This is a genomic window from Rhodobacter maris (assembly GCF_900217815.1).
Classification (GTDB): domain Bacteria; phylum Pseudomonadota; class Alphaproteobacteria; order Rhodobacterales; family Rhodobacteraceae; genus Rhodobacter; species Rhodobacter maris.
The window spans coordinates 120505-140991 of the sequence record NZ_OBMT01000009.1; the positions used below are offsets into that span (position 1 = coordinate 120505).

General features: G+C 64.6%; 17 protein-coding genes. 9 read left to right on the forward strand and 8 right to left on the reverse strand.

Annotated elements, in window-relative coordinates:
- The first annotated feature begins 405 nt into the window (after nt 1–405).
- Both guaA and CRO22_RS12860 read left to right on the forward strand, forming a co-directional pair.
- Nucleotides 406–1962 carry a glutamine-hydrolyzing GMP synthase gene (guaA, locus tag CRO22_RS12855; RefSeq protein WP_097070556.1) on the forward strand — a complete coding sequence of 519 codons (1557 nt, stop codon included), beginning with the start codon at nt 406–408 and terminating at the stop codon, nt 1960–1962.
- Nucleotides 1963–1966: 4 nt separating this feature from the next.
- On the forward strand, nt 1967–2755 hold the full coding sequence (locus CRO22_RS12860; RefSeq protein ID WP_097070557.1) for an FkbM family methyltransferase: 789 nt from the start codon (nt 1967–1969) through the stop codon (nt 2753–2755).
- Between the two features lie 70 nt (nt 2756–2825).
- On the opposite strand, the gene aroB is transcribed toward CRO22_RS12860, so the two are convergent.
- Nucleotides 2826–3932: a 3-dehydroquinate synthase gene (aroB, locus tag CRO22_RS12865; RefSeq protein ID WP_097070558.1), complete on the reverse strand. Its 1107-nt coding sequence runs from the start codon at nt 3930–3932 to the stop codon at nt 2826–2828.
- Complete coding sequence (locus CRO22_RS12870) at nt 3929–4495, reverse strand: shikimate kinase (RefSeq protein WP_097070599.1); 567 nt, start codon at nt 4493–4495, stop codon at nt 3929–3931. Before CRO22_RS12870 ends, aroB begins: the two co-directional genes overlap by 4 nt.
- Before the next feature lie 213 nt (nt 4496–4708).
- Between CRO22_RS12870 and CRO22_RS12875 the strand changes: the two genes are divergently transcribed.
- From CRO22_RS12875 to CRO22_RS12890, 4 genes are read left to right on the forward strand one after another with little or no spacing between them, the layout of a single operon-like run.
- A complete protein-coding gene (locus CRO22_RS12875) occupies nt 4709–4960 on the forward strand; it encodes a hypothetical protein (protein WP_097070559.1) in 252 nt (83 codons plus the stop codon).
- On the forward strand, nt 4950–6518 hold the full coding sequence (locus CRO22_RS12880; RefSeq protein ID WP_097070560.1) for a hypothetical protein: 1569 nt from the start codon (nt 4950–4952) through the stop codon (nt 6516–6518). Before CRO22_RS12875 ends, CRO22_RS12880 begins: the two co-directional genes overlap by 11 nt.
- Nucleotides 6515–7456 carry a site-specific tyrosine recombinase XerD gene (locus CRO22_RS12885; protein ID WP_097070561.1) on the forward strand — a complete coding sequence of 314 codons (942 nt, stop codon included), beginning with the start codon at nt 6515–6517 and terminating at the stop codon, nt 7454–7456. The genes CRO22_RS12880 and CRO22_RS12885 overlap by 4 nt, the downstream gene beginning before the upstream one ends.
- A 33-nt stretch (nt 7457–7489) precedes the next feature.
- Entirely contained in the window at nt 7490–8809 is a 1320-nt protein-coding gene (locus tag CRO22_RS12890; protein ID WP_097070562.1) for an HlyC/CorC family transporter, read from the forward strand.
- Between the two features lie 24 nt (nt 8810–8833).
- On the opposite strand, the gene CRO22_RS12895 is transcribed toward CRO22_RS12890, so the two are convergent.
- The 6 genes from CRO22_RS12895 to CRO22_RS12920 form a co-directional block, all read right to left on the reverse strand.
- Nucleotides 8834–10390: a trimethylamine methyltransferase family protein gene (locus tag CRO22_RS12895; RefSeq protein WP_097070563.1), complete on the reverse strand. Its 1557-nt coding sequence runs from the start codon at nt 10388–10390 to the stop codon at nt 8834–8836.
- An 80-nt stretch (nt 10391–10470) separates the two neighbouring features.
- Nucleotides 10471–11556 (reverse strand): ABC transporter ATP-binding protein, encoded by a 1086-nt coding sequence (locus CRO22_RS12900; protein ID WP_097070564.1) that lies wholly within the window; start codon nt 11554–11556, stop codon nt 10471–10473.
- The gene (locus CRO22_RS12905; RefSeq protein WP_097070565.1) at nt 11549–13195 is read right to left on the reverse strand and encodes an alpha-amylase family glycosyl hydrolase; all 1647 of its coding nucleotides are present in this window, start codon (nt 13193–13195) and stop codon (nt 11549–11551) included. The genes CRO22_RS12900 and CRO22_RS12905 overlap by 8 nt, the downstream gene beginning before the upstream one ends.
- Before the next feature lie 3 nt (nt 13196–13198).
- Complete coding sequence (locus CRO22_RS12910; RefSeq protein ID WP_097070566.1) at nt 13199–14332, reverse strand: carbohydrate ABC transporter permease; 1134 nt, start codon at nt 14330–14332, stop codon at nt 13199–13201.
- Nucleotides 14332–15327 (reverse strand): carbohydrate ABC transporter permease, encoded by a 996-nt coding sequence (locus tag CRO22_RS12915; protein WP_097070567.1) that lies wholly within the window; start codon nt 15325–15327, stop codon nt 14332–14334. Before CRO22_RS12915 ends, CRO22_RS12910 begins: the two co-directional genes overlap by 1 nt.
- Nucleotides 15328–15346: 19 nt before the next feature.
- Nucleotides 15347–16699, reverse strand: a complete 1353-nt coding sequence (locus CRO22_RS12920) for an ABC transporter substrate-binding protein (RefSeq protein WP_097070568.1) — start codon at nt 16697–16699, stop codon at nt 15347–15349.
- A gap of 252 nt (nt 16700–16951) precedes the next feature.
- Between CRO22_RS12920 and CRO22_RS12925 the strand changes: the two genes are divergently transcribed.
- From CRO22_RS12925 to CRO22_RS12935, 3 genes are read left to right on the forward strand one after another with little or no spacing between them, the layout of a single operon-like run.
- Nucleotides 16952–17986, forward strand: coding sequence for a LacI family DNA-binding transcriptional regulator (locus tag CRO22_RS12925; RefSeq protein WP_097070569.1), 1035 nt, complete (start codon nt 16952–16954; stop codon nt 17984–17986).
- Complete coding sequence (locus tag CRO22_RS12930) at nt 17983–19311, forward strand: GH1 family beta-glucosidase (RefSeq protein ID WP_097070570.1); 1329 nt, start codon at nt 17983–17985, stop codon at nt 19309–19311. Before CRO22_RS12925 ends, CRO22_RS12930 begins: the two co-directional genes overlap by 4 nt.
- Nucleotides 19312–20289, forward strand: coding sequence for a glucokinase (locus CRO22_RS12935; protein WP_097070571.1), 978 nt, complete (start codon nt 19312–19314; stop codon nt 20287–20289).
- The last annotated feature ends 198 nt before the right edge of the window (nt 20290–20487 follow it).

A 20487-nucleotide genomic window follows, 5' to 3' on the forward strand; every position in this document is an offset into this window, starting at 1 on the left:
CGCAGGCCTTGCCTTTCGAGCAATGTTTGCAGCAGGCATAACTCTGCAAGGGCGCTGCCCCCGCAGGAACCAGACCAAGCAGAGGCGCGATGTCACGCATCGGCGCGTCAAGCGCCCCTTGATCCTGCGCGAAAGCCGGGGAGAAAAGACAAGCCACCGCTAGCGCGGCTGATACCAAAGCTCTGAAATGCATCGTGCCCTCAAACGGCGCGGCGGGCGCGTCAACAAAGGTTAAATTAGCCGGGCGCGGGCCGCACGCAAGCGCCGCCGCGTGCTGCCCTAGCGTCACGAGACAATCGGACACAGAGCCCCATCCCCTTCGGCTTTGTGAAAATATCCCCGGGGGTGCGGGGGCAGCGCCCCTCGCCTCTTGCTTTCATTCAGATCCCCGCCTATTGCCGAGCCATGACCCAGCATCAGCGCCTTCTCATCATCGACTTCGGCTCTCAGGTGACGCAGCTCATTGCGCGGCGTCTGCGCGAGCTGAATGTTTATTGCGAAATCCACCCCTATCAGAACGTCACCGATGCGTTTCTGGCCGATTTCGCGCCCCAAGCCATCATCTTCTCGGGCGGCCCGGATTCGGTCACCCGGGAGGGCTCGCCCCGTCCGCCCCAATCCGCTTACACGCTCGGCGTGCCGATCCTCGGGATCTGCTATGGCCAGCAGGTGATGATGCAGGATCTTGGTGGCCGCGTTGAGGCGGGCCAGAGCCACACCGCCGAATTTGGCCGCGCCTATGTGACGCCCGCGGGGCACTTGCCGCTGCTGGAAGGCTGGTTTGACGAGGGTCGCGAACAGGTCTGGATGAGCCACGGCGATCACGTCAGCAAGATCGCGCCCGGCTTTGAGGTCTATGGCACCTCGCCCGGCGCGCCTTTCGCGATCACCGCCGACGTGTCGCGCAATTTCTATGCCGTGCAGTTCCACCCCGAGGTGCACCACACCCCGCGCGGCGCGAAGCTTTACGAGAATTTCGTCCGCCTTGCCGGCTTCACCGGCGACTGGACGATGGCGGGCTACCGCCAGCAGGCGATCGAACAGATCCGCGCGCAGGTTGGCGATGCCCATGTCATCTGCGGCCTCTCGGGCGGCGTGGACAGCTCGGTGACCGCGATCCTGCTCCATGAGGCGATTGGCGAGCAGCTCACCTGCGTTTTTGTCGACCACGGCCTTTTGCGCCTTGGCGAGGCCGAGCAAGTGGTCTCGATGTTCCGCGACAATTACAACATCAAGCTGATCGCGGCGGATGAGAGCGACCTCTTCCTCGGCGCGCTTGAGGGCGTGTCCGACCCCGAGGTGAAGCGCAAGACAATCGGCAAGCTCTTCATCGACGTGTTCCAGAAATACGCCAATGAAATCGAGAATGCCGAGTTCCTCGCCCAGGGCACGCTCTACCCGGATGTGATTGAATCGGTGAGCTTTTCGGGCGGACCTTCGGTCACGATCAAATCGCACCACAATGTCGGTGGCCTGCCCGAAAAAATGGGCCTCAAGCTTGTCGAGCCGCTGCGCGAACTCTTCAAGGATGAGGTCCGCGCGCTGGGGCGCGAGCTTGGCCTGCCGCAAAGCTTCATCGGTCGCCACCCTTTCCCGGGGCCGGGCCTCGCGATCCGCTGCCCGGGCGAGATCACCCGCGAGAAGCTCGAGATCCTGCGCAAGGCGGATACGGTCTATATCGACCAGATCCGCAAACACGGGCTTTACGACGACATCTGGCAGGCCTTCGTGGCAATTCTGCCGGTGCGCACAGTGGGCGTGATGGGCGACGGGCGCACCTATGATTACGCCTGCGCTTTGCGTGCGGTGACGAGCGTGGACGGGATGACGGCGGATTACTACCCCTTCAGCCATGACTTCCTTGGCGAGACCGCGACGCGGATCATCAATGAGGTCAAGGGCATCAACCGGGTGACCTATGACATCACCTCAAAACCGCCGGGCACGATCGAATGGGAGTGAGCCCTTGCTGAACGCCCAGCCGATCGACGTTCATCTGCCAGAAGCCCTTCGGCCCCGCCCCTCGGCGCATCTGCGCCGGCTCGGGCGCGATTTCGACGGCGGCTATCTGGTCGATATGCGCGATCTGGCGCGTTCCGAGGGGCTGCTCGCCATGGGCATCGCCAGCGATTGGAGCTTCGAGGAAGACTTCCTCCGCTTGCGTCCGGTCCCGCTCCGGGCTTATGACGCCTCGATGGGGGAGCGCCATTTCCGCAACAAGATGCTGCGCTCCCTGTTTCACCTGCACCGGCCGGGCCGGTTTCGGCAGCGCCGCGCGGTATGGAAGACCTACAAGACCTTCTTCACCGGAAACCGCGTGCATATCCGGAAATTCGTCGGGCATGGTGCGGCCGATCTCTACATGCCGCTCGACTCCATCCTTTCCGAGGCCCGCAGCCTTGGCGGGAAGGTCTTCCTCAAGATGGATATTGAAGGGTTCGAATACGAGTGTCTGGACGCGCTTGTCACCCATGCGGACCAGATTTCGGGGCTTGTTGTCGAGTTTCACGATCTGGAAACGCGCTGCGCAACGCTGGTGGATTTTGTCTGCCGCTTTCCGTTGCGCCTTGTGCATCTGCACCCGCAAAACGGCGCCCATATCTCCGCCGACGGCGTGCCGGATCTGGTCGAGTTGACCTTTTCAAGCTCTGCCGCCGCGGATGCGCCTCACGAGGGGCCGGCGCTGCAACTGCCCCACCCGCTCGATCGTCCCGGCAATCCGCATCAGCCGGATCTGCGGCTGCAGTTTCGCTGACGCTCCAACCGCCTTGTTGCGCTCTGGCCAGGCGAGAGGCATGGCCCCCGCCGGCTCTCTTTCGCGCCAGTTATCTTTGCGCGAGCGCGTCGGAGAGGACGCGATGCAGCAACTCACGCGGCACTTCCGAGGTCACGAAAGCTGCGCCGATGCCGCGCGCGAGAATGAACCTCAGCTTGCCGTCGAGCACCTTCTTGTCTTGCCCCATCAGCGCGATCAGCCCGTCTGCATCGGGAAGATCACCTTCTATATCAGCAAGATCGACCTTCATCTTCATGTGACGCAGATGCGCGCGCACGCGCGAGGGCGCCTCCTGGCTGCACAGGCCAAGCCGTTGCGACAGCTCGAAGGCCAAGGCGCAGCCGATCGCCACGCCCTCTCCGTGCAGCAGCCGGTCGCCATAGCCCGTCGCCGCCTCAAGCGCATGGCAGAAGGTGTGGCCGAGGTTCAGTAGCGCGCGGTCGCCCTCTTCGGTCTCGTCGCGCGCGACGATTTCGGCCTTCATCTCGACCGACCGCTTCACCGCATGGAGCTGCGCCGCCGTATCGCCGGCCGCAAGCGCGGGGCCATTCACCTCAAGCCAGCCAAAGAAATCGACATCGCCCAGAAGCCCGTATTTCACCACCTCGCCATAACCCGCCAGAAAATCGCGCTTCGTCAGCGTGCCCAGCAGGTCGATATCGGCAAGCACAAGGCTCGGCTGATGGAAGGCGCCAATCAGGTTCTTGCCCTGTGGCGCGTTGATCCCGGTCTTGCCGCCGACCGAACTGTCGACCTGCGCCAGAAGCGAGGTCGGGATCTGCACGAACCGCACCCCGCGGCGCAGCACCGACGCCGCAAACCCCACCAGATCGCCAATCACCCCGCCGCCAAAGGCGATCACGACGTCCTTGCGCTCGACGTTTTGCTCAAGCAGCCATTCCACGGTGCGCTCAAAATGCGTCCAGCATTTCGTGCCTTCCCCCGGCGGCAGCCGCAGCGCCACCATCTCGATAGCGCCAAGCCCGGCGCGGAGCGCATCAAGGTGCAGACCGGCCACCGTCTCGTCGGCCACCACAGCAACGCGCGGGCGGCGCAGCAAAGGCGCGATCTCGGCCCCCGACTGTGCCAGAAGCCCGGTGCCAATGCGCACCTCATAGGCGCGCGCGCCGAGTTCAACCTTCACCACCTCTTTCATGCTTCCTCCGCAAAGAGCCCCGGTCGGGGTTTGAGCGCCGCGATCACCTTTTGCGCCATCGCCTCGATGCTCAGCCCCGGCTCGGCCGTCACCGTCACCTGCGCCAGCCCATAGACCGGATAGCGCTTCTCGATCAGCCCGGCGAGGGTCGCGCGCGGGTCGGCAGTGCGCAGAAGCGGCCTTGTGTTCTTGCCTTTCACCCGACTCCACAACAGCTCAAGATCGGCCTTGAGCCAGCATGACACACCGAGCCGCGCGATCATCTCCCGGTTCGCTTCCGACATGAAGGCCCCGCCCCCCGTCGAAACCACCGAAGGATGCCCCGTGAGCAACCGCTCGATCACCTCCGATTCGCGAGCCCGAAAAAACGGCTCGCCGTCGCGTTCGAAAATCTCCGCGACCGACATCTGCGCCGCGCGCACAATCTCTTCGTCGCTGTCCTGAAACGGTACGGCGAGCGCACGCGCAAGCGCGGTGCCGACAGCGGTCTTGCCCGCGCCCATCATGCCCACGAGCACGACCGTCTTGCGCAGCCGCTGTGTCGTGCCTTGCTCGCCCTCCACGCGATCCTCCCTCGCCCCGCCGCCGCGCGGCAGGCCCTTGCGCAATCGTGATCTTCGCGCCCCTCAATGGCGTGAAGTTTCCCGAAAAGCCATATATAATCTTGCACGCGCGACGTTTCGGCTTCAGGAAACAGCCTCGGCAGGGGCGGTTCTGGAGCCTCTTAGCGCACGAAGACTCGAGCAAAAAGAGACCAACAAGCAGAAAGCGAGACTATGGGGCGTATCCTTCAGGCTGTCATCGTTCTTGTGGCGCTCGCGGCGCTGGGCGTGCTGGGCTATGCCTATTTTGGCGATATGGAAGCCGATCCGGTCCAGACCCGCGCGCCCGTCACCCTGCCCGGGCTGGTGCCCGAGGCGCCGGCCGCGGCGCTCCCCGCCGCGCCTGCGGCCCCTTCGGTACCCGAAAGCGCACCGGTCTTTGGCGGCACGCCTGCCGCCCCTGCGGAGGCCGCGGGTGGCAATTGATCGCGCCCTTGCGGCGGCTCTGCTTGCCGGCGGCATCGCAGCCGGTCCCGCGCGGGCAGAGGCGCCGATGTCGGCGATCGACTGGCTTTCTTCCTCGGTCTCGGTGGGCTATCAACGCGGCTCGGATGCCGTGCTCCCGCCCGTGCCCGGCGAGACCCCCGCAACCGGCACCGGCCCGGTCGAACAAGTGGCGATCGACTCGCTCGACCGCCCCACCGCCGATGCTTTGGGGCTGATCCCCGCAGCCCGGCTTGGCCTGCCACCTGCGCTCTGGGGGGCGACGCCCGAGCTTGTGCTGGCCGCGGCGCTGCGCAAGGAGCGGCTCGACACTTTGCCCTCGGTGCAGGGCTTCCTGCTCGAACTCATGCTCGCCGAACTGGACCCGCCGCAAAACCGGGCGCCGGGGGGGAACGAGATGCTGTTTCTGGCGCGGATCGACCGGTTGCTCGATCTTGGCGCGCTCGAACAGGCGATGGCCCTTCTCGAGGAGGCCGATGCCGATGATGCGGAGATCTTCCGACGCCGCTTCGACGTGGCGCTGCTTCTGGGGCAGGAAGACCACGCCTGCGAGATCATGGAAAAAAGCCCTACGGTTGCGCCCTCCTTTCCGGCGCGGATCTTTTGCCTTGCGCGGCGCGGCGACTGGGAGGCGGCGGCGCTCGCGCTCTCGACCGGGCGCGCGCTCGGCCAGATCGAGCCCGACAAGGCCGATCTGCTCGAGCGCTTCCTCGATCCGGCTCTGGCCGAAGATGTGCCCGACCTGCCGCTGCCCAGCCGCCCCTCGCCACTCACTTTCCGGCTGATGGAAGCAATCGGCCAGCCGATGGCCACCACGACCCTGCCCGTCGCCTTCGCCCAGGCCGATCTGCGTTCCAATTCCGGCTGGAAGGCGCAGCTCGAGGCGGCCGAGCGGCTGGCGAAAATGGGTGTGCTCGATCCGAACCAGCTGTTCGGCCTTTATACACAGGAGCGCGCCTCCGCCTCGGGCGGGGTGTGGGACCGCGTGTCGCTGATCTCGGATCTGGATGCGGCGCTCACCTCGGGGCGCAGCGCGCGCGTTGCCCAACTTCTCCCGCAGGCCTGGGAGGCGATGCAGGCGCAGGAACTCGAGGCCCCGTTCGCGGCCCTGGCCGCACCGCGGCTTGCCGGCCTCGATCTGGGCAGCGCGGCACCGCTCGCTTTCCGCCTCGCTCTGCTGACCTCCGACTTTGAGACTGCCGCCCTCACCCCCCCCGACCGCGCGCCCGAGACGCTGTTTCTGGCAGCGCTCGCGCGGGGAAATACCGCTGCGGCAGCCTCCTCGGACGCGCAGGGGATGATGCTCAAGCGCGTTTTTGACACGCCCCCAGCCGATCAGCCCGTTCCCGAGGCCTATGCCGCCCTGTTGCCCGATCGGCTGGGCGAGGCGATCCTGAGCGCGATCGACGATATTTCCGAGGGCGCGAAGGGCGATCCGCGCCGGGTCGAGGCGGGGCTGAGCTTGCTGCGCAAGGTGGGGATGGAGAGCCTCGCACGGCGCACCGCGCTTGAGCTGATGATCCTGGAGCGGCGAGGATGATCCGGCTTTCCCTCAAAGAGCGGATTGCCGTCTTTCTTGAAGCCGAAGCTGCCGAGGCCGGTGCCGCCAGAAACACCATCGCCGCTTATGAGCGTGATCTGAATGACTTCGCCGGCTTTCTTCAAGCAAAGGCACTCGATGTCCTCAGCCTCACGCGGGACGATATTGAAAGCTTCCTGATCCGGCTCGAGGCTGAGGGGCTCGCCAAATCGACCCGCGCGCGTCGGCTCTCGGCGATCCGGCAGTTCTTCCGTTTCGCCTATGAGGAGGGCTGGCGGGCAGACAATCCGGCGCTGCAGATCTCCGGGCCGGGCAAGGCCAAACGTCTGCCGAAAACGCTCACCATCGAAGAGGTCGAGGCGCTTTTGGAGGCCGGGCGGGACCAGGGCCGCACGGCGGCCGAGCAGATCCGCAATCGCGCCCTGATGGAGCTGATCTATGCCACCGGCATGCGGGTGAGCGAACTCGTCGGCCTTCCCGTCGCCGCTGCCCGCGGCAATCCGGCAATGCTTCTGGTGCGCGGCAAGGGCGGCAAGGAGCGCATGGTGCCGCTTTCTCCGCCCGCGCGCGAAGCACTCGCGCTCTGGCTCAAGACCCGCGATGCGGCCGAGGAGGCGGCGCGGATCGAACGCCGCACGCCCCCGTCGCGCTACCTCTTTCCGTCCTGCGCCAAAGAAGGCCACCTCACCCGCCAGGGCTTTCATGCGCTTTTAAAAGACATCGCGATTGCGGCCGGGATCTCGCCTGCCCGCGTCACGCCGCACGTTTTGCGCCATGCCTTTGCGACCCATCTGCTGCAACGCGGCGCCGATCTGCGGGTGATCCAGACGCTTCTGGGCCATGCCGACCTTTCCACCACCGAGATCTATACCCATGTGCTCGACATCCGGCTCAAGGAGCTGGTGCTGGGCCATCACCCGCTTGCCCACAAGCCTTGAAGCCTGCCCGGCAACAGCCCATTATCTGACATCATGAGCGACATCACAGCCCTTCTCGATACTGCCTTCTGGCTCAACGCCGCGGCCATCATCATCCTGCTTATGCTCTCGGCCTTCTTCTCGGGGTCGGAGACCGCGCTCACCGCCGCGTCGCGCCCGAAACTGCGTGCCCGCGCCGACAAGGGCGAAACGGGCGCCGAACGCGCGCTCGACATCACCGAGGATACCGAACGGCTGATCGGCGCTCTGCTCTTGGGCAACAATGTCGTCAACATTCTCTCCGCCTCGCTCGCCACGGCCCTGCTGACCCGGCTTTTCGGGCAATCCGGCGTGGCGCTCGCGACCCTGGTGATGACTGCCCTTGTCCTGATTTTTTCGGAAGTCTTGCCAAAGACTTATGCCATCACCAACGCCGAGAGCTTTGCAGCGCGCGTGGCGCGGCCGGTCGGGATTTTGACCAAGATCCTTGCGCCGATCGTCACTGTGGTGCGCGTGATCGTGCGCGCGATCCTTTGGGTCTTCGGGCTGCGCACCGATGCCAGCCAGAACATGTTCTCCTTTCAGGACGAGATTGCGGGCGCGATCGCGCTCGGGGCCTCGGAAGGGACGGTCGACAAGGATGATCGCGACCGGCTTCTGGGCGCGCTCGATCTGGGCAACCGCACGGTCGAGGAGATCATGCGCCACCGCAGCCAGATCGAGATGATCGACGCCGACGAGAACCCGAACGAATTGCTCGCGCAGGTGCTGGCCTCGTCCCACACCCGGCTGCCGCTCTACAGGGGCGAGCGGGAGAATGTGGTGGGGATCCTGCATTCCAAAGATCTTTTGCGCGCGGTCGAGCGGTTTTTGCGCACCGGTGACGGGACGCTTGATTCCGTCTCCGATCTCGACATCATGAAAGTGGCGATGAAGCCCTATTTCATCCCCGAAACCACGCCGCTCGACGAGCAGATGCGCGAGTTTCTCAAGCGCCGCACGCATTTTGCGCTCGTGGTCGATGAATATGGCGATCTGAAGGGGCTGCTCACGCTCGAAGATATTCTCGAAGAGATCGTCGGCGAGATCACCGATGAATTCGATCCGAAGGGCGAGCGGCAACTGAAGCCCACCGGCAACGGCGATTATCTGGTGGAAGGTGCGATGACAATCCGTGACCTCAACCGCGAAACCGACTGGGCGTTGCCGGATGATGAGGCCAATACCGTCGCGGGGCTGGTGATCCATGAGGCGCAGACGATCCCCGAGGTGGGGCAGGTCTTTGCCTTCCACGGCTTTCGCTTCGAGGTCGCGGGCCGCAAGGACAACCGCATCACCCAGCTTAAAATTCGCCCGCTTCTGGCACAGGAGTAGGGGGGCGCGGCCCCCCTTGCACGCTCAGAGAAACGCGTCCGGCACGGAGGCTTTCTTTTTCGCGATATAGTCGGCGAGCGCCTCATTGATACCGGGGTCAAGCGCGGGGGCCTGATACTCGCCCAGCATCTTCTCGACCCGGCGCGCCGCGAGTTGCGAGGTGTCGCGCGCGCCCTCTTCGTCCCAGGTCTCGAAGGGCTTGTAATCGAAGAGATCGGTTTTCCAGAACGCGCTCTTGAAGTTCGCCTGCGTGTGATCGCAGCCGAGAAAATGCCCGCCCGGCCCCACTTCGCGCAAGGCCTCCATCCCCTGCCCGTTCGCGCTCATGTCGACGCCGGCAGCAAGGCGGTGCAACACGCCGAGCTGATCGGCATCCATCACATATTTCTCGTAGGAGGACACGAGCCCGCCTTCGAGCCAGCCGCAGGCGTGGAGCATGAAGTTCACGCCCGACAGAAGCCCGATGTTGAGCGTGTTCGCGGTCTCGTAAGCCGCTTGCGCATCAGGAAGCTTCGAGCCGCAGAAGGCGCCAGCCGAACGGTAGGGCAGCCCAAGCCGCCGGGCGAGTTGCCCCGCGCCAAGCGTGATCTGCGCGGCTTCCGGCGTCCCGAAGGTGGGCGCGCCCGAATTCATGTCGATCGAGGTGACGAAGGCGCCAAAGATCACCGGCGCGCCGGGGCGGATGAGCTGACTGTAGGCCACGCCCACCAGCACCTCGGCCAGAACCTGCGTGAGCGTGCCCGCCACGGTGACGGGCGCCATCGCGCCGCCGACGATGAAGGGCGAGATGATGCAGGCCTGGTTCGCCGCCGCATAAACCTCGAGCGCATCCATCATGATCGGGTCGAAGGTCAGCGGCGAGTTGATGTTGACAAGCGAGGTCATCACCGTGTTCTGGTCGACGAACGCGTCGCCAAACAGGATCTTCGACATCTCGATCGAATCGACGCAGCGCGAGCGTTCGGTGACCGAGCCCATATAGGGCTTGTCGGAAAGCGTCATATGGGCGTGGAGCATGTCGAGATGGCGCTTGTTCACCGCCACATCGGTCGGCTCGCAGACGGTGCCGCCCGAATGGTGCAGCCATTTCGACATCTGCCCGAGTTTGACGAAATTGCGGAAGTCGGCAATCGTCGCATAGCGCCGCCCGCCATGGATGTCGCGCACGAAGGGCGGGCCATAAACCGGTGCAAGAACAAGACTTTTTCCGCCAATCGTCACATTGCGCTCAGGGTTGCGGGCATGTTGCACGAAGCTGGAAGGAGCAGTCGCACAAAGCTTCCGCGCCAGCCCCTTGGGCAGGCGCACCCGCTCACCCTGCACATCGGCGCCCGCCTCGCGCCAGCGCGCCAGCGCTGCCGGGTTGTCGACGAAGTTCACGCCGATCTCTTCGAGCACCGTCTCGGCATTGGCCTCGATGATCGACAGCGCTTCCTCGTTCAGGATCTCGAGGTTGGGAATGTTGCGCTCGATGTATTTGGCAAATTCGACCCGCACCGCGGTGCGTTCGGCGCGCCGCGCCGCGCCGCCACCACCCCGTGCGCGACGCCCGCTGCTCGCCTGTTCCACTGTCTCGTTCATCGCGGCCTCCGACTGGACCTAACTCTGGCTTTCCCCGCTTCTAGCCCATGGCAAGCCCCGCGCGTGCGCGGATTGCGACATCAGCGATAAAGAAGCGACTGTCCGGCATGAAAGAGATGCACCTTTTCGGGTGCTGTCGTCAGGGTCACACGGGCGTGGCGCAGATCGGCATGGCCCCCCGGGAGTTTCGCGATGATCTGACCAGCCCCCGGCGCGCGACCGAAATAGAGCAACGTCACTTCACCGAGCGCCTCAACGATCTCCACCGTGCCAGTAAAGAGGCCCGGCCCCTCCGTGAGGGTCAGATCCTCGGGCCGCACGCCGATATTGACGGCAAGGCCGAGATCGGCCGGGGCCGTGGGCACGGTCGAGCAGGCGGTGCCGCCCGCTTCGAGCTGCACCCGCGTCCGTGCGCCGGTCTCCACCACCTTGCCTGCCAGCAGGTTCATCTGCGGCGAGCCGATGAACTGCGCGACGAATTCGCTCTCGGGTCGTTCATAAAGCGCGAGCGGCGTGCCAACCTGGGCAATGCCGCCGTTTGCGAGCACGACGATGCGGCTTGCCAGCGTCATCGCCTCGACCTGATCATGGGTGACATAGATCATCGTCCGCCCCGGCATCGCTTCCTTGAGTTGGGCAATCTCGATCCGGGTGGCCACACGCAAAGCCGCATCGAGATTGGAAAGGGGCTCGTCGAAGAGATAGACTTTCGGGTCGCGCACGATCGCCCGGCCGATCGCCACGCGCTGGCGCTGCCCGCCCGAGAGCGCTTTGGGCAGCCGGTCGAGATAGGGGGTGAGCTGCAGGATCCGCGCCGCCTTTTCGACCGCGGCAGTGATCTCGGCGCGTGGCTTTTTGGCGATTTTCAGTGCGAATTCCATGTTCTGGCGCACCGTCATATGCGGATAGAGCGCGTAGCTCTGAAACACCATCGCGATGCCGCGCTGCGCGGGCGGCATGTCGTTCACCCTGAGCCCGTCAATGATCAGATCGCCCGAACTGATCCGCTCAAGCCCCGCGATCATGCGCAGAAGCGTCGATTTCCCGCAGCCCGACGGGCCGACGAAAACGATCAGCTCGCCTGCCCTGATCTCAAGGTCGATGCCCGAGAGCACGGTGACCTCGCCGTAGCGTTTCGTCAGCCCGGCGAGGGTCAGGTCAGCCATTGCGGCCCCCGCGGTTCAGAAGCAGAAGCGAGGGCTGCCAGGGGCCGAGATGGAGCGTGTGGTCGGGCTGCGGCCGGATCGAACCCAGCTCTCCGCCGATCGTTACCCAGTCGCCCGCGGGCACGGTCGTGTCGACCGGATGGTCGGAGAGGTTGAAAATGCACAGGAGTTCCTCCGCCTCATTGATCCGGTGGAAACTCAGCACATCGTCCTGCGCCAGCACCTGGGTCATTGCGCCCGCCTTGAGCGCGCCGTGGTGATGGCGAAAGGCGATGGCACGGCGGTAATGATGGATCAGCGCTGCCGGATCGGCCTCGGCCGCATCCGGGGCGAGGTTGTAATGGCCGGGCGGAACCGGCAGCCAGGGTTTCGAAGAGGTGAAGCCGCCATAGGCGGCATCCTTGCGCCAGACCATCGGCGTGCGGCAGCCGTCGCGGCCCTTGAACTCTGGCCAGAATTCCTTGCCATAGGGGTCTTGCAGATCTTCATAGGCAAGATCCGCCTCGGGCAGGCCGAGTTCCTCGCCCTGATACAGGCAGATCGAGCCCTTGAGGCACATCAAAAGCGTCGCATAGAGCCTTGAAGACGCTGGGTTAAGACCCCAGCGCGTGATGTGACGGACAACATCGTGGTTGGAATAGGCCCAGCAGGCCCAACCCTCGGCGGCAACGCGCTCCAGATGGTCAAAGGTCTCCTTGATGAAGCTTGCCTTCAGTGGCGCATGGCCCGACAGAAGCTCGAAGGCATAGGACATCTGCATCTTGTCCTCGCCCGAGGTATATTCGCCAAGGATTTCGAGCCCGCGCTGGCTGTCGCCCACCTCGCCCACGGCGGCGGCATTGTAGCCGTTCATCAGCGTGCGCAGCTTGCGCAGGAATTCCACATTGCGCGGGTGGTTCTTGTCGTGGATGTGGCGCTGGTGGTTGTAGGGGTTCACCTTCGGCGCGGTCTGGTCGTTGCGCTCGGCGGGCGGCAGCGCCGGATTGTCGCGCAACTCGTCGTCATGCATGTAGAAATTGATCGTATCGAGGCGGAAGCCATCCACCCCGCGGTCGAGCCAGAACTTGGCCACTCCGAGCAATTCCCGCTGCACCTCCATCGAATGGAAATTGAGGTCGGGCTGCGCGGTGAGGAAATTGTGCAGGTAATATTGCTCGCGGCGCGAATCCCATTGCCAGGCAGGCCCGCCGAAGATCGAGAGCCAGTTGTTGGGGGGCGTGCCATCGGGTTTGGGGTCAGCCCAGACATACCAGTCGGCCTTCGCATTCTCCCGGCCTGAACGGCTTTCCTTGAACCAGGAATGCTGGTCGGAGGTGTGGCTCAGCACAAGGTCGATCAGCACCTTCAGCCCCAGAGCATGGGCAGTGGCGATCACCTGATCGAAATCGGCCAAGGAGCCAAACATCGGATCGACATCGCAGTAATCCGAGACGTCATAGCCGAAATCCTTCATCGGCGAGGTGAAGAAGGGCGAGATCCAGACCGCATCGGCGCCAAGCGAGGCCACATGCGGCAGGCGCTGCACGATGCCCAGAAGGTCGCCCACCCCGTCGCCGTTGGTGTCCTGAAAGCTGCGCGGATAGATCTGGTAGATCACCGCACCGCGCCACCAGTCCGGCGCCTTGTTGAGCAGGTTCATCGGTCAGCCTCCTTTCACCGAGCCGGCCAGAAGGCCGCGCACGAGGTATTTTTGCAGCGCGAAGAAGACGAGAAGCGGCACGGCGATCGAGATGAAAGCCGAGGCCGCGAGGATCTCCCAGTCGCCTCCGCGCGAGCCCAGAAGTTCGCGCAAGACCCCGGTCATCACCAGCTGATCGGGGCGGTTGCCCAGAAAAACGGTGGCGACAAGCAGATCGTTCCATACCCAGAGAAACTGGAAGATCGCAAAGCTCGCCAGTGCCGGGAAGGAGAGCGGCAGGATGATGCGGATGAAGATCTGGAACTCGGTGGCGCCATCGACGCGGGCGCTCTCGATGATTTCTTTTGGCAAGCCTGCCATGTAGTTGCGCAGCAAATAGATGGCGAGCGGCAGGCCAAAGCCGGTATGCGCAAGCCAGATGCCAAGATACCCCTTGCCGAGCCCGATCTCGTTATGAAGGCGCAAAAGCGGGATCAGCGCGAGTTGCAGCGGCACGACCAGAAGGCCGACCACGGCGGCAAGAAGGAGCGCGCGGCCGGCAAACTGCATCCAGGCCAACGCATAGGCAGCGAAGGCGGCGATCAGGATGGGAATGACGGTGGCCGGAATCGTCACCGTCATCGTGTTCAGAAATGCCCGCCCCAGCCCCTCGGCGCCAATCACCCGCGCGTAGTTTTCAAATGTGGCACGCGGCGGCGCAATGGTGGTTACAAAGATCCGCAGCCCGCGTTTTTCGGTGAAGGGGGTCGGCGATGTCAGCTGGTAGCGGCCATCGGCGGCCACTGTGAGCGCCGCGCCCGCCTTCAGATCCGCCACGTCCCCCGGCGCATAAGCCTCTGGCGCGCGCGCGGAAGTGCCCCATGCCTGCAACCCCTGCCCCGGCGCAAGAACAGAGCCGGCAATCACCCAGAGACCGTTCATCTCGACCTGATCGGCGGCGGTGCCCGCGCGTACGAAGCTGGACGCCGTCGCCGGAAAAGCCGCACGCCACCAGCCCGAGGCGGCGATCTGGTCGCGGTCACGGAAGGACGAGACGAGCAGCCCCAGCGTCGGCACCACCCAGAGCACCACGAGCAAGGCTGCCGCGAGATTGACGGCCCAGGTGAGCCGTGCGCTCCTGCCCGCCATCCCCTCCATCAGCCCGTCTCCCGGCGTGCCGCGCGGATATTCCAGATCATCATCGGCGTCACGAGTGCCATGATCACCAGCGCGATCGCAGACCCCCGGCCATAATCGGGCGCGCCGCGAAACATCCAGTTATACATCATGTTGGCGAGTACTTGCGTGCCCCATTCGCCGTTGGTCATGACAAAGACGATGTCGAAAACCTTGAGAACGGTGATGGTGATCGTGGTCCAGACCACTGCGATCGTGCCCCAGATCTGCGGCACCTTGATGCGAAAGAAGAGCTGCCACGGGTTTGCCCCGTCGAGGATCGCCGCCTCCACCGTCTCTTCCGGGATGCCGCGGAGCGCCGCCGAGAGGATCACCATCGCAAAGCCGGTCTGGATCCAGATCAGCACCGCCATCAGCAGAAAATTGTTCCAGAAGGGCAGCGTGAGCCAGGTCTGGGGGCTGTGTCCGAGCCAGACCCAGAAAGCGTTGAGAAGCCCGATCTGCGCGAGCCCTTCGGCACGGAAATCATAGATGAATTTCCAGATCACCCCGGCACCCACAAAGGAGATCGCCATCGGCATGAAAATCATCGATTTCGCGAACTTCCCCCAGCGGATGCGGTCGGTGATCTGGGCGGCGACAAGGCCGATGAAAGTCGCGGTCGCGGGCACGACGAGAAGCCAAAGGAAGTTGTTGAGGATCGCCTCGCGGAATTTGGCATCGCCCGCGAGCCAGCGATAATTCGCAAGGCCGACAAAACGCGCGCCGCTCGCGTCCTGAAAACTCATCAGCGTGGATTTGAGCACCGGGTAAACCAGATAGAGGCCCAGAAACAGCACGGCGGGGCCAATGAAGAGCCAGGGGCGGACCATGTTCGCGCGCAAGATGTTGCGCCCCGCCTGGGGGCCACGGGCCGGGCAGATCAGGTCAAGCGCGAGGTTTGCGCCCCAGAACCAGGCGGTGCAGGCAAAGACCCCGGCAAGGATCGTGCCCCCGGCTAGGATCAACGCCTCCATCCTGTCCCCCCGCGGCGGCTCACTTCAGCGTGTCCCAAGTGGTCTGGATCTGATGCGCGACCGCCTCGGCCGGTTTGCCGCCCACGTAATCGACCATGCCGGTCCAGAAAGCGCCCGCACCGATCGCCCCCGGCATCAGGTCGGATCCATCAAACCGGAAGGTCGTGGCATTGAGCAGAATATCCCCCATTTTATGAAGGGTTTCATCGCCATAGAGATCGGTATTGACAGATTTGAAGGGCGTAACAAAGCCCGTTTGCGCCATCCAGACCTCATGCGCGATCGGGCTTTCGAGGAATTTCAGAAACGCATCGGCGGCAGGGTTCCGGGTGAGCTTGGCAAACATTGTGCCCGCACCGAGTACGGGCTGGCCAAGATCCTTGTCTGCATAGGCCGGAAAATAGAAGAAATCGGCATCCTGCCCAACTACCACGCCCTCGGGGAAGAAGGAGGGAATGAAGCTCGCCTGCCGGTGCAGGTAGCATTGCGGCGGGGCGCTGAAGAGGCCTTTCGGGCTGTCGCGGAAATCGGTGGTGGCGACGGCCCCCGCCCCCCCTGCAACGAAGGCGTCATCGCGGGCGAACCAGCCGAAATCCTCGATTGCCGCGATCACTTTCGGGTCGTCGAACCGGAGCCGGTTTGCGACCCAGGCGTCATAATCCCCGGGCGGGTTCAGCCGCAGCATGAAGTCCTCGACCCAATCGGTCGCGGGCCAGCCGGTTGCCCCCCCCGAGCCGAGCCCGATGCACCAGGGTGTGCCGCCATCCGCCACGATCTGTTCGGTGAGCGCTTTCAGCTCCTCCATCGTCTGCGGCACATCATAGCCTGCGTCCTCAAAGTTTTCAGGCACATACCAGACAAGCGATTTCACATCGGCCTTGAAGGGGAAGGCATATTGATGCCGGGCGCCCTCCGGCCCCTCATAATTGCCATAGGCGGCCCAGCTTTCTCCGGCCGCGTAATGCGCTTTGATCCAGTCGCGTGTGCCCTCCGGCAAGGGCACGAGCCGCCCCTTTTTCGCCAGATCGGCAGCCAGGCCGGGCTGGGGAAAGATCGCAATATCGGGGGGTGAGCCTCCCTCTGCATCGATCACGATCTGCTGCTCGAAACTGTCGGAGCCGGAATAGACCACTTCCGCGCCGGTCGCGGCTTCGAAATAGGCGAGCACGCTTTCCACCAGCGCCTTGTCCGGGCCGAGCCAGGGGCCAAGAAGCGTGAGGCGCTGTCCCCTCAGATCGATCTGTTTGAGCGCGTCGTAAGAGGCCCAGTCGAAACGGTCATCCACGCCCGGCGGAAATTTCAGATCCTGCGCGAGCGCTCCGGAGGCGGCACAGATCCCCCCCATCAGCGCACAAAGAATATTGTTTTTCATGCCGTCCTCCCGAGTCAGGGGCCGGGGTCGGATCGCCTGCGCAGCGGTTCTGCCCCAAAGCGCTTTGACACGCGAAGCCTCCTCCAGCCCCGGTTCAATGTCAACCAGCCCCGAGGCAAGCCACCAGATTTCCCTGAAAATGCTGCATCCGCAGCAATTCTGGCGAAGACCGCACGGGAATTGACGCTTCCGGGACGCGAGAGTAGCCTCTGTTTTGTCAAAGCGCTTTGAAACGACTGCCGGACCGGCCTCATGACTCTGAAGGATCTCGCCCAGCTCCTTGGCCTTTCGCCGACGACCGTGAGCCGGGCGCTCAACGGCTTTCCCGAAGTGGCCGAGGCGACGCGGCGGCGGGTCGAGGCCGCGGCCGCCGCGCAAGGCTACCGGCCCAACAGCCAGGCCCGGCGGCTGGCCACCGGGCGGGCGATGGCGATCGGCCATGTGATCCCGCTCTCGACCCAGCACGAGATGGTGAACCCGGTCTTTGCCGATTTCATCGCCGGGGCGAGCGCGGTTTATGCCCGGGCGGGCTATGACATGGTGCTGATCGCTGTCGCCGATGCCGACCAGACGCGCGCCTATCGGGCCCTGCGCGCGCAGGGCAATGTTGACGGGGTGATCGTGCACGGGCCACGTGCGGGCGACCCGCGCATCGCGCTGCTCACCGATCTCGGCCTGCCCTTTGTCGTGCACGGGCGCGCCTCGGGGGTGGATCTGCCTTATGCCCATGTCGATGTGAACAGTGCCCGTGCCTTCGAGCGGGCGACGCGGTTCCTGCTCGACCTCGGGCACCGGCGGATCGCACTTGTCAACGGGCTAGAGGAGATGGATTTCGCCTTGCGCAGGCGGCGCGGCTATGAGCGCGCATTGGTGGAGCGCGCAATCGTGCCCGATCCGCGGCTCCTGATTTCCGGGGAGATGACCGAAGCACAGGGCTATGATGCCGCGCGCCGCCTGCTGGCGCGCGCTGATCCCCCCTCCGCCTTCCTGACAAGCTCGCTTCTGTCGGCAATGGGTGTGCGGCGCGCACTCTGGGATCTCGGGCTCGAGATGGGGCGCGATGTCTCGATCCTCACCCATGACGACGAGCTGGGCTATTTCCGCAACGGGGCCGAGGAACCGATTTTCACCGCCACCCGCGCCTCCGTCCGCATTGCGGGGCGGCGTTGCGCCGAATTGTTGCTCGCGCAGATCGCAACCCCGGGCGCGCCACCGGTGGCCGAGCTGATCGAGGCGGTGCTGGTTGTCGGCGCCTCGACGGGCCCCGCCCCGGGCGCCCCCCCGTGAGCGCCCTGCCCGCAAGATCCGCCTTCCCGCCCGGCTTTCTGTTCGGGCTTGCGACCTCGGCCTATCAGATCGAGGGGCACGGGCTCGGCGCCGCCGGGCCGACGCATTGGGACACATTCGCCGCCACGCCCGGCAATGTGCTGCACGCGGAAAACGGCGCGCGCGCCTGCGAACATTATCATCTCTGGGCGCAGGATCTCGATCTCGTCGCCGCGGCAGGCTTTGATATCTATCGTTTTTCTACCTCCTGGGCCCGGGTGATGCCGGAGGGGCGCGGCGCAGTTAACGCGCAGGGGCTAGATTTTTACGACCGGCTGGTGGATGGCATGCTGGCCCGCGGGCTGAAGCCGGCGTTGACCCTCTACCATTGGGAACTGCCCGCCGCGCTTGCCGACCTTGGCGGCTGGTGCAACCGCGACATTGCGGGTTGGCTCGCCGATTTCGCGCAGGTGATCGCGCGCCGGCTCGGTGACCGGATCTGGTCGGCTGCACCGATCAACGAGCCGTGGTGCGTGAGCTGGCTGAGCCATTTTCTCGGCCTGCATGCACCGGGTCTGCGCGACATCCGCGCCGCCGCGCGGGCCATGCATCACACCGGGCTCGCCCATGGCCACGCGATTGCGTCCTGGCGCGCGGAAGGGATGACCAACCTTGGCGCCGTGTGCAATTTCGAACCTGCCATCCCGGCCGATCCTGCGCCATCTTCCCTTTTTGCAGCAAAGCGTTACGATGCGATCTTCAACCGTTTCTTTATCGAGGGGATGCTGAAGGGACGCTACCCCGAAGATGCGCTTGAGCGACTCGAAGCCCATCTGCCGCGCGGCTGGGCCGAGGACATGAACGGAATTGCCGCGCCGCTCGACTGGCTCGGCGTGAATTACTACACCTGCAAGCGCATCGCCGCCGCAACCGGCCCCTGGCCCGCATGGCAGGAGATCGCCGGGCCGGGCGAGAAAACCGCGATGGGCTGGGAGATCCGCCCCGAAGGATTGCGCGATCTGCTGATCGGGCTTGCGCGCGACTATACCGGTGCGCTGCCCTTGCTGATCACCGAAAACGGCATTGCTACTGCGGATGTGACGCGCGAGGGCGCCTGTGACGACAGCCCCCGCATCGCCTATCATGCCGCGCATCTCGAGGCCTGCCGCGCCGCAATCGCGGCGGGCGTGCCGCTGGCGGGCTACATCGCCTGGTCGGCGCTCGACAATTTCGAATGGGCCGAGGGCTACTCAAAACGTTTCGGGCTGGTCCATGTCGATTTCGAAAGCTTGCAGCGGACCCCGAAGGCATCCTATCACGCCTTCAGGCAAGCTCTGGAGCGCTAGATGATCTCGTCCACCCCCGACCGCTACACGCTTCTGGCCGATATCGGCGGCACCAATACCCGTGTGGCGCTGGCCGAGGCGGGGCGGCTGCTGCCGGAAACGATCCGCCGTTATGCCAATGCAGGGCGCCCGGCGCTGGAACCGATCCTCGTCGATTACATGCAGACCGAGGGCGTGAGCGATCTCGCGGGCGCCTGTGTTGCGGCGGCCGGGCCGGTACGCGACGGGGTGGCGCATATGACGAACCTCTCCTGGGTGATCGAGGATCACGCGATTGCCAATGTAACGAAGGCCGAGACGGTGGCGGTGCTCAACGATCTGCAGGCGCAGGGTCATGCGCTGGGGTATCTCGCCCCCGATGCCGTGCGCGGGCTTCTGCCCGGCGCCGAAGCCCGTCCCGGATCGAGCCAGCTTGTGATCGGCGTCGGCACGGGCTTCAACGCGGCGCCCGTGCACGAAGGCCCCGGGGGTCGGATCGTCGCCGCCTCCGAATGTGGCCACATCACCTTGCCAACTGTAAGCGACGAGGACATCGCCCTGATGCGGTTTGTCGAAGAGGTGCACGGGTTCGCCGCGGTCGAGGATGTGCTCTCGGGGCGTGGGCTTGAACGGGTGCATGCCTTTGTCACCACGCGCGCAGGCGCTCCCGAGCGGCGCGCCGCCGCGGATGTGATGGCAGAGATCACGGCGCGCACGGCGGCGGGGCGCGAGACCGCGCGGATCTTCGTGCGCCATCTGGGCGCGGTGGCGGGAGATCTCGCGCTCACCCACCTGCCCTTCGGCGGCATCCATCTGTGCGGCGGCGTGGCGCGCGCCTTCACGCCGCTGTTTGCCGAATTCGGCTTTGCCGAGGCCTTTTGCGCCAAGGGGCGCTTTGGTGATTTCCTGCGCGCCTTTCCGGTTTCGGTGATCGAGGACGATTACGCGGCGCTCGTCGGCTGCGCCGCTTATATCCACGCCCGCGCGCCACAATTGTAAGCCCGCGCCCGGCCCCTGCCCCAAGCCCGAAAGCCCCGTTTCCCCCGGTTTCGGGCGGTTTTGCATGGCTGTGCCCCGGCCGCGAAATTCGGTTTCCTGTCAAGTCAATCTTAACCCGCACAGGCTAAGTCTTTTGCATGCAGGAATGAAAGGGGAACGCGTGATCCTTCTTCACAACCAACTTTTTGCGAGGCCGTG

Coding starts and splice junctions, on each gene's coding strand:
- guaA (WP_097070556.1), top strand. CDS start 406: ATGACCCAGCATCAGCGCCTTCTCATCATCGACTTCGGCTCTCAGGTG.
- aroB (WP_097070558.1), bottom strand. CDS start 3,932: ATGAAAGAGGTGGTGAAGGTTGAACTCGGCGCGCGCGCCTATGAGGTG.
- CRO22_RS12875 (WP_097070559.1), top strand. CDS start 4,709: ATGGGGCGTATCCTTCAGGCTGTCATCGTTCTTGTGGCGCTCGCGGCG.
- CRO22_RS12885 (WP_097070561.1), top strand. CDS start 6,515: ATGATCCGGCTTTCCCTCAAAGAGCGGATTGCCGTCTTTCTTGAAGCC.
- CRO22_RS12890 (WP_097070562.1), top strand. CDS start 7,490: ATGAGCGACATCACAGCCCTTCTCGATACTGCCTTCTGGCTCAACGCC.
- CRO22_RS12895 (WP_097070563.1), bottom strand. CDS start 10,390: ATGAACGAGACAGTGGAACAGGCGAGCAGCGGGCGTCGCGCACGGGGT.
- CRO22_RS12900 (WP_097070564.1), bottom strand. CDS start 11,556: ATGGCTGACCTGACCCTCGCCGGGCTGACGAAACGCTACGGCGAGGTC.
- CRO22_RS12905 (WP_097070565.1), bottom strand. CDS start 13,195: ATGAACCTGCTCAACAAGGCGCCGGACTGGTGGCGCGGTGCGGTGATC.
- CRO22_RS12910 (WP_097070566.1), bottom strand. CDS start 14,332: ATGGAGGGGATGGCGGGCAGGAGCGCACGGCTCACCTGGGCCGTCAAT.
- CRO22_RS12915 (WP_097070567.1), bottom strand. CDS start 15,327: ATGGAGGCGTTGATCCTAGCCGGGGGCACGATCCTTGCCGGGGTCTTT.
- CRO22_RS12920 (WP_097070568.1), bottom strand. CDS start 16,699: ATGAAAAACAATATTCTTTGTGCGCTGATGGGGGGGATCTGTGCCGCC.
- CRO22_RS12925 (WP_097070569.1), top strand. CDS start 16,952: ATGACTCTGAAGGATCTCGCCCAGCTCCTTGGCCTTTCGCCGACGACC.
- CRO22_RS12935 (WP_097070571.1), top strand. CDS start 19,312: ATGATCTCGTCCACCCCCGACCGCTACACGCTTCTGGCCGATATCGGC.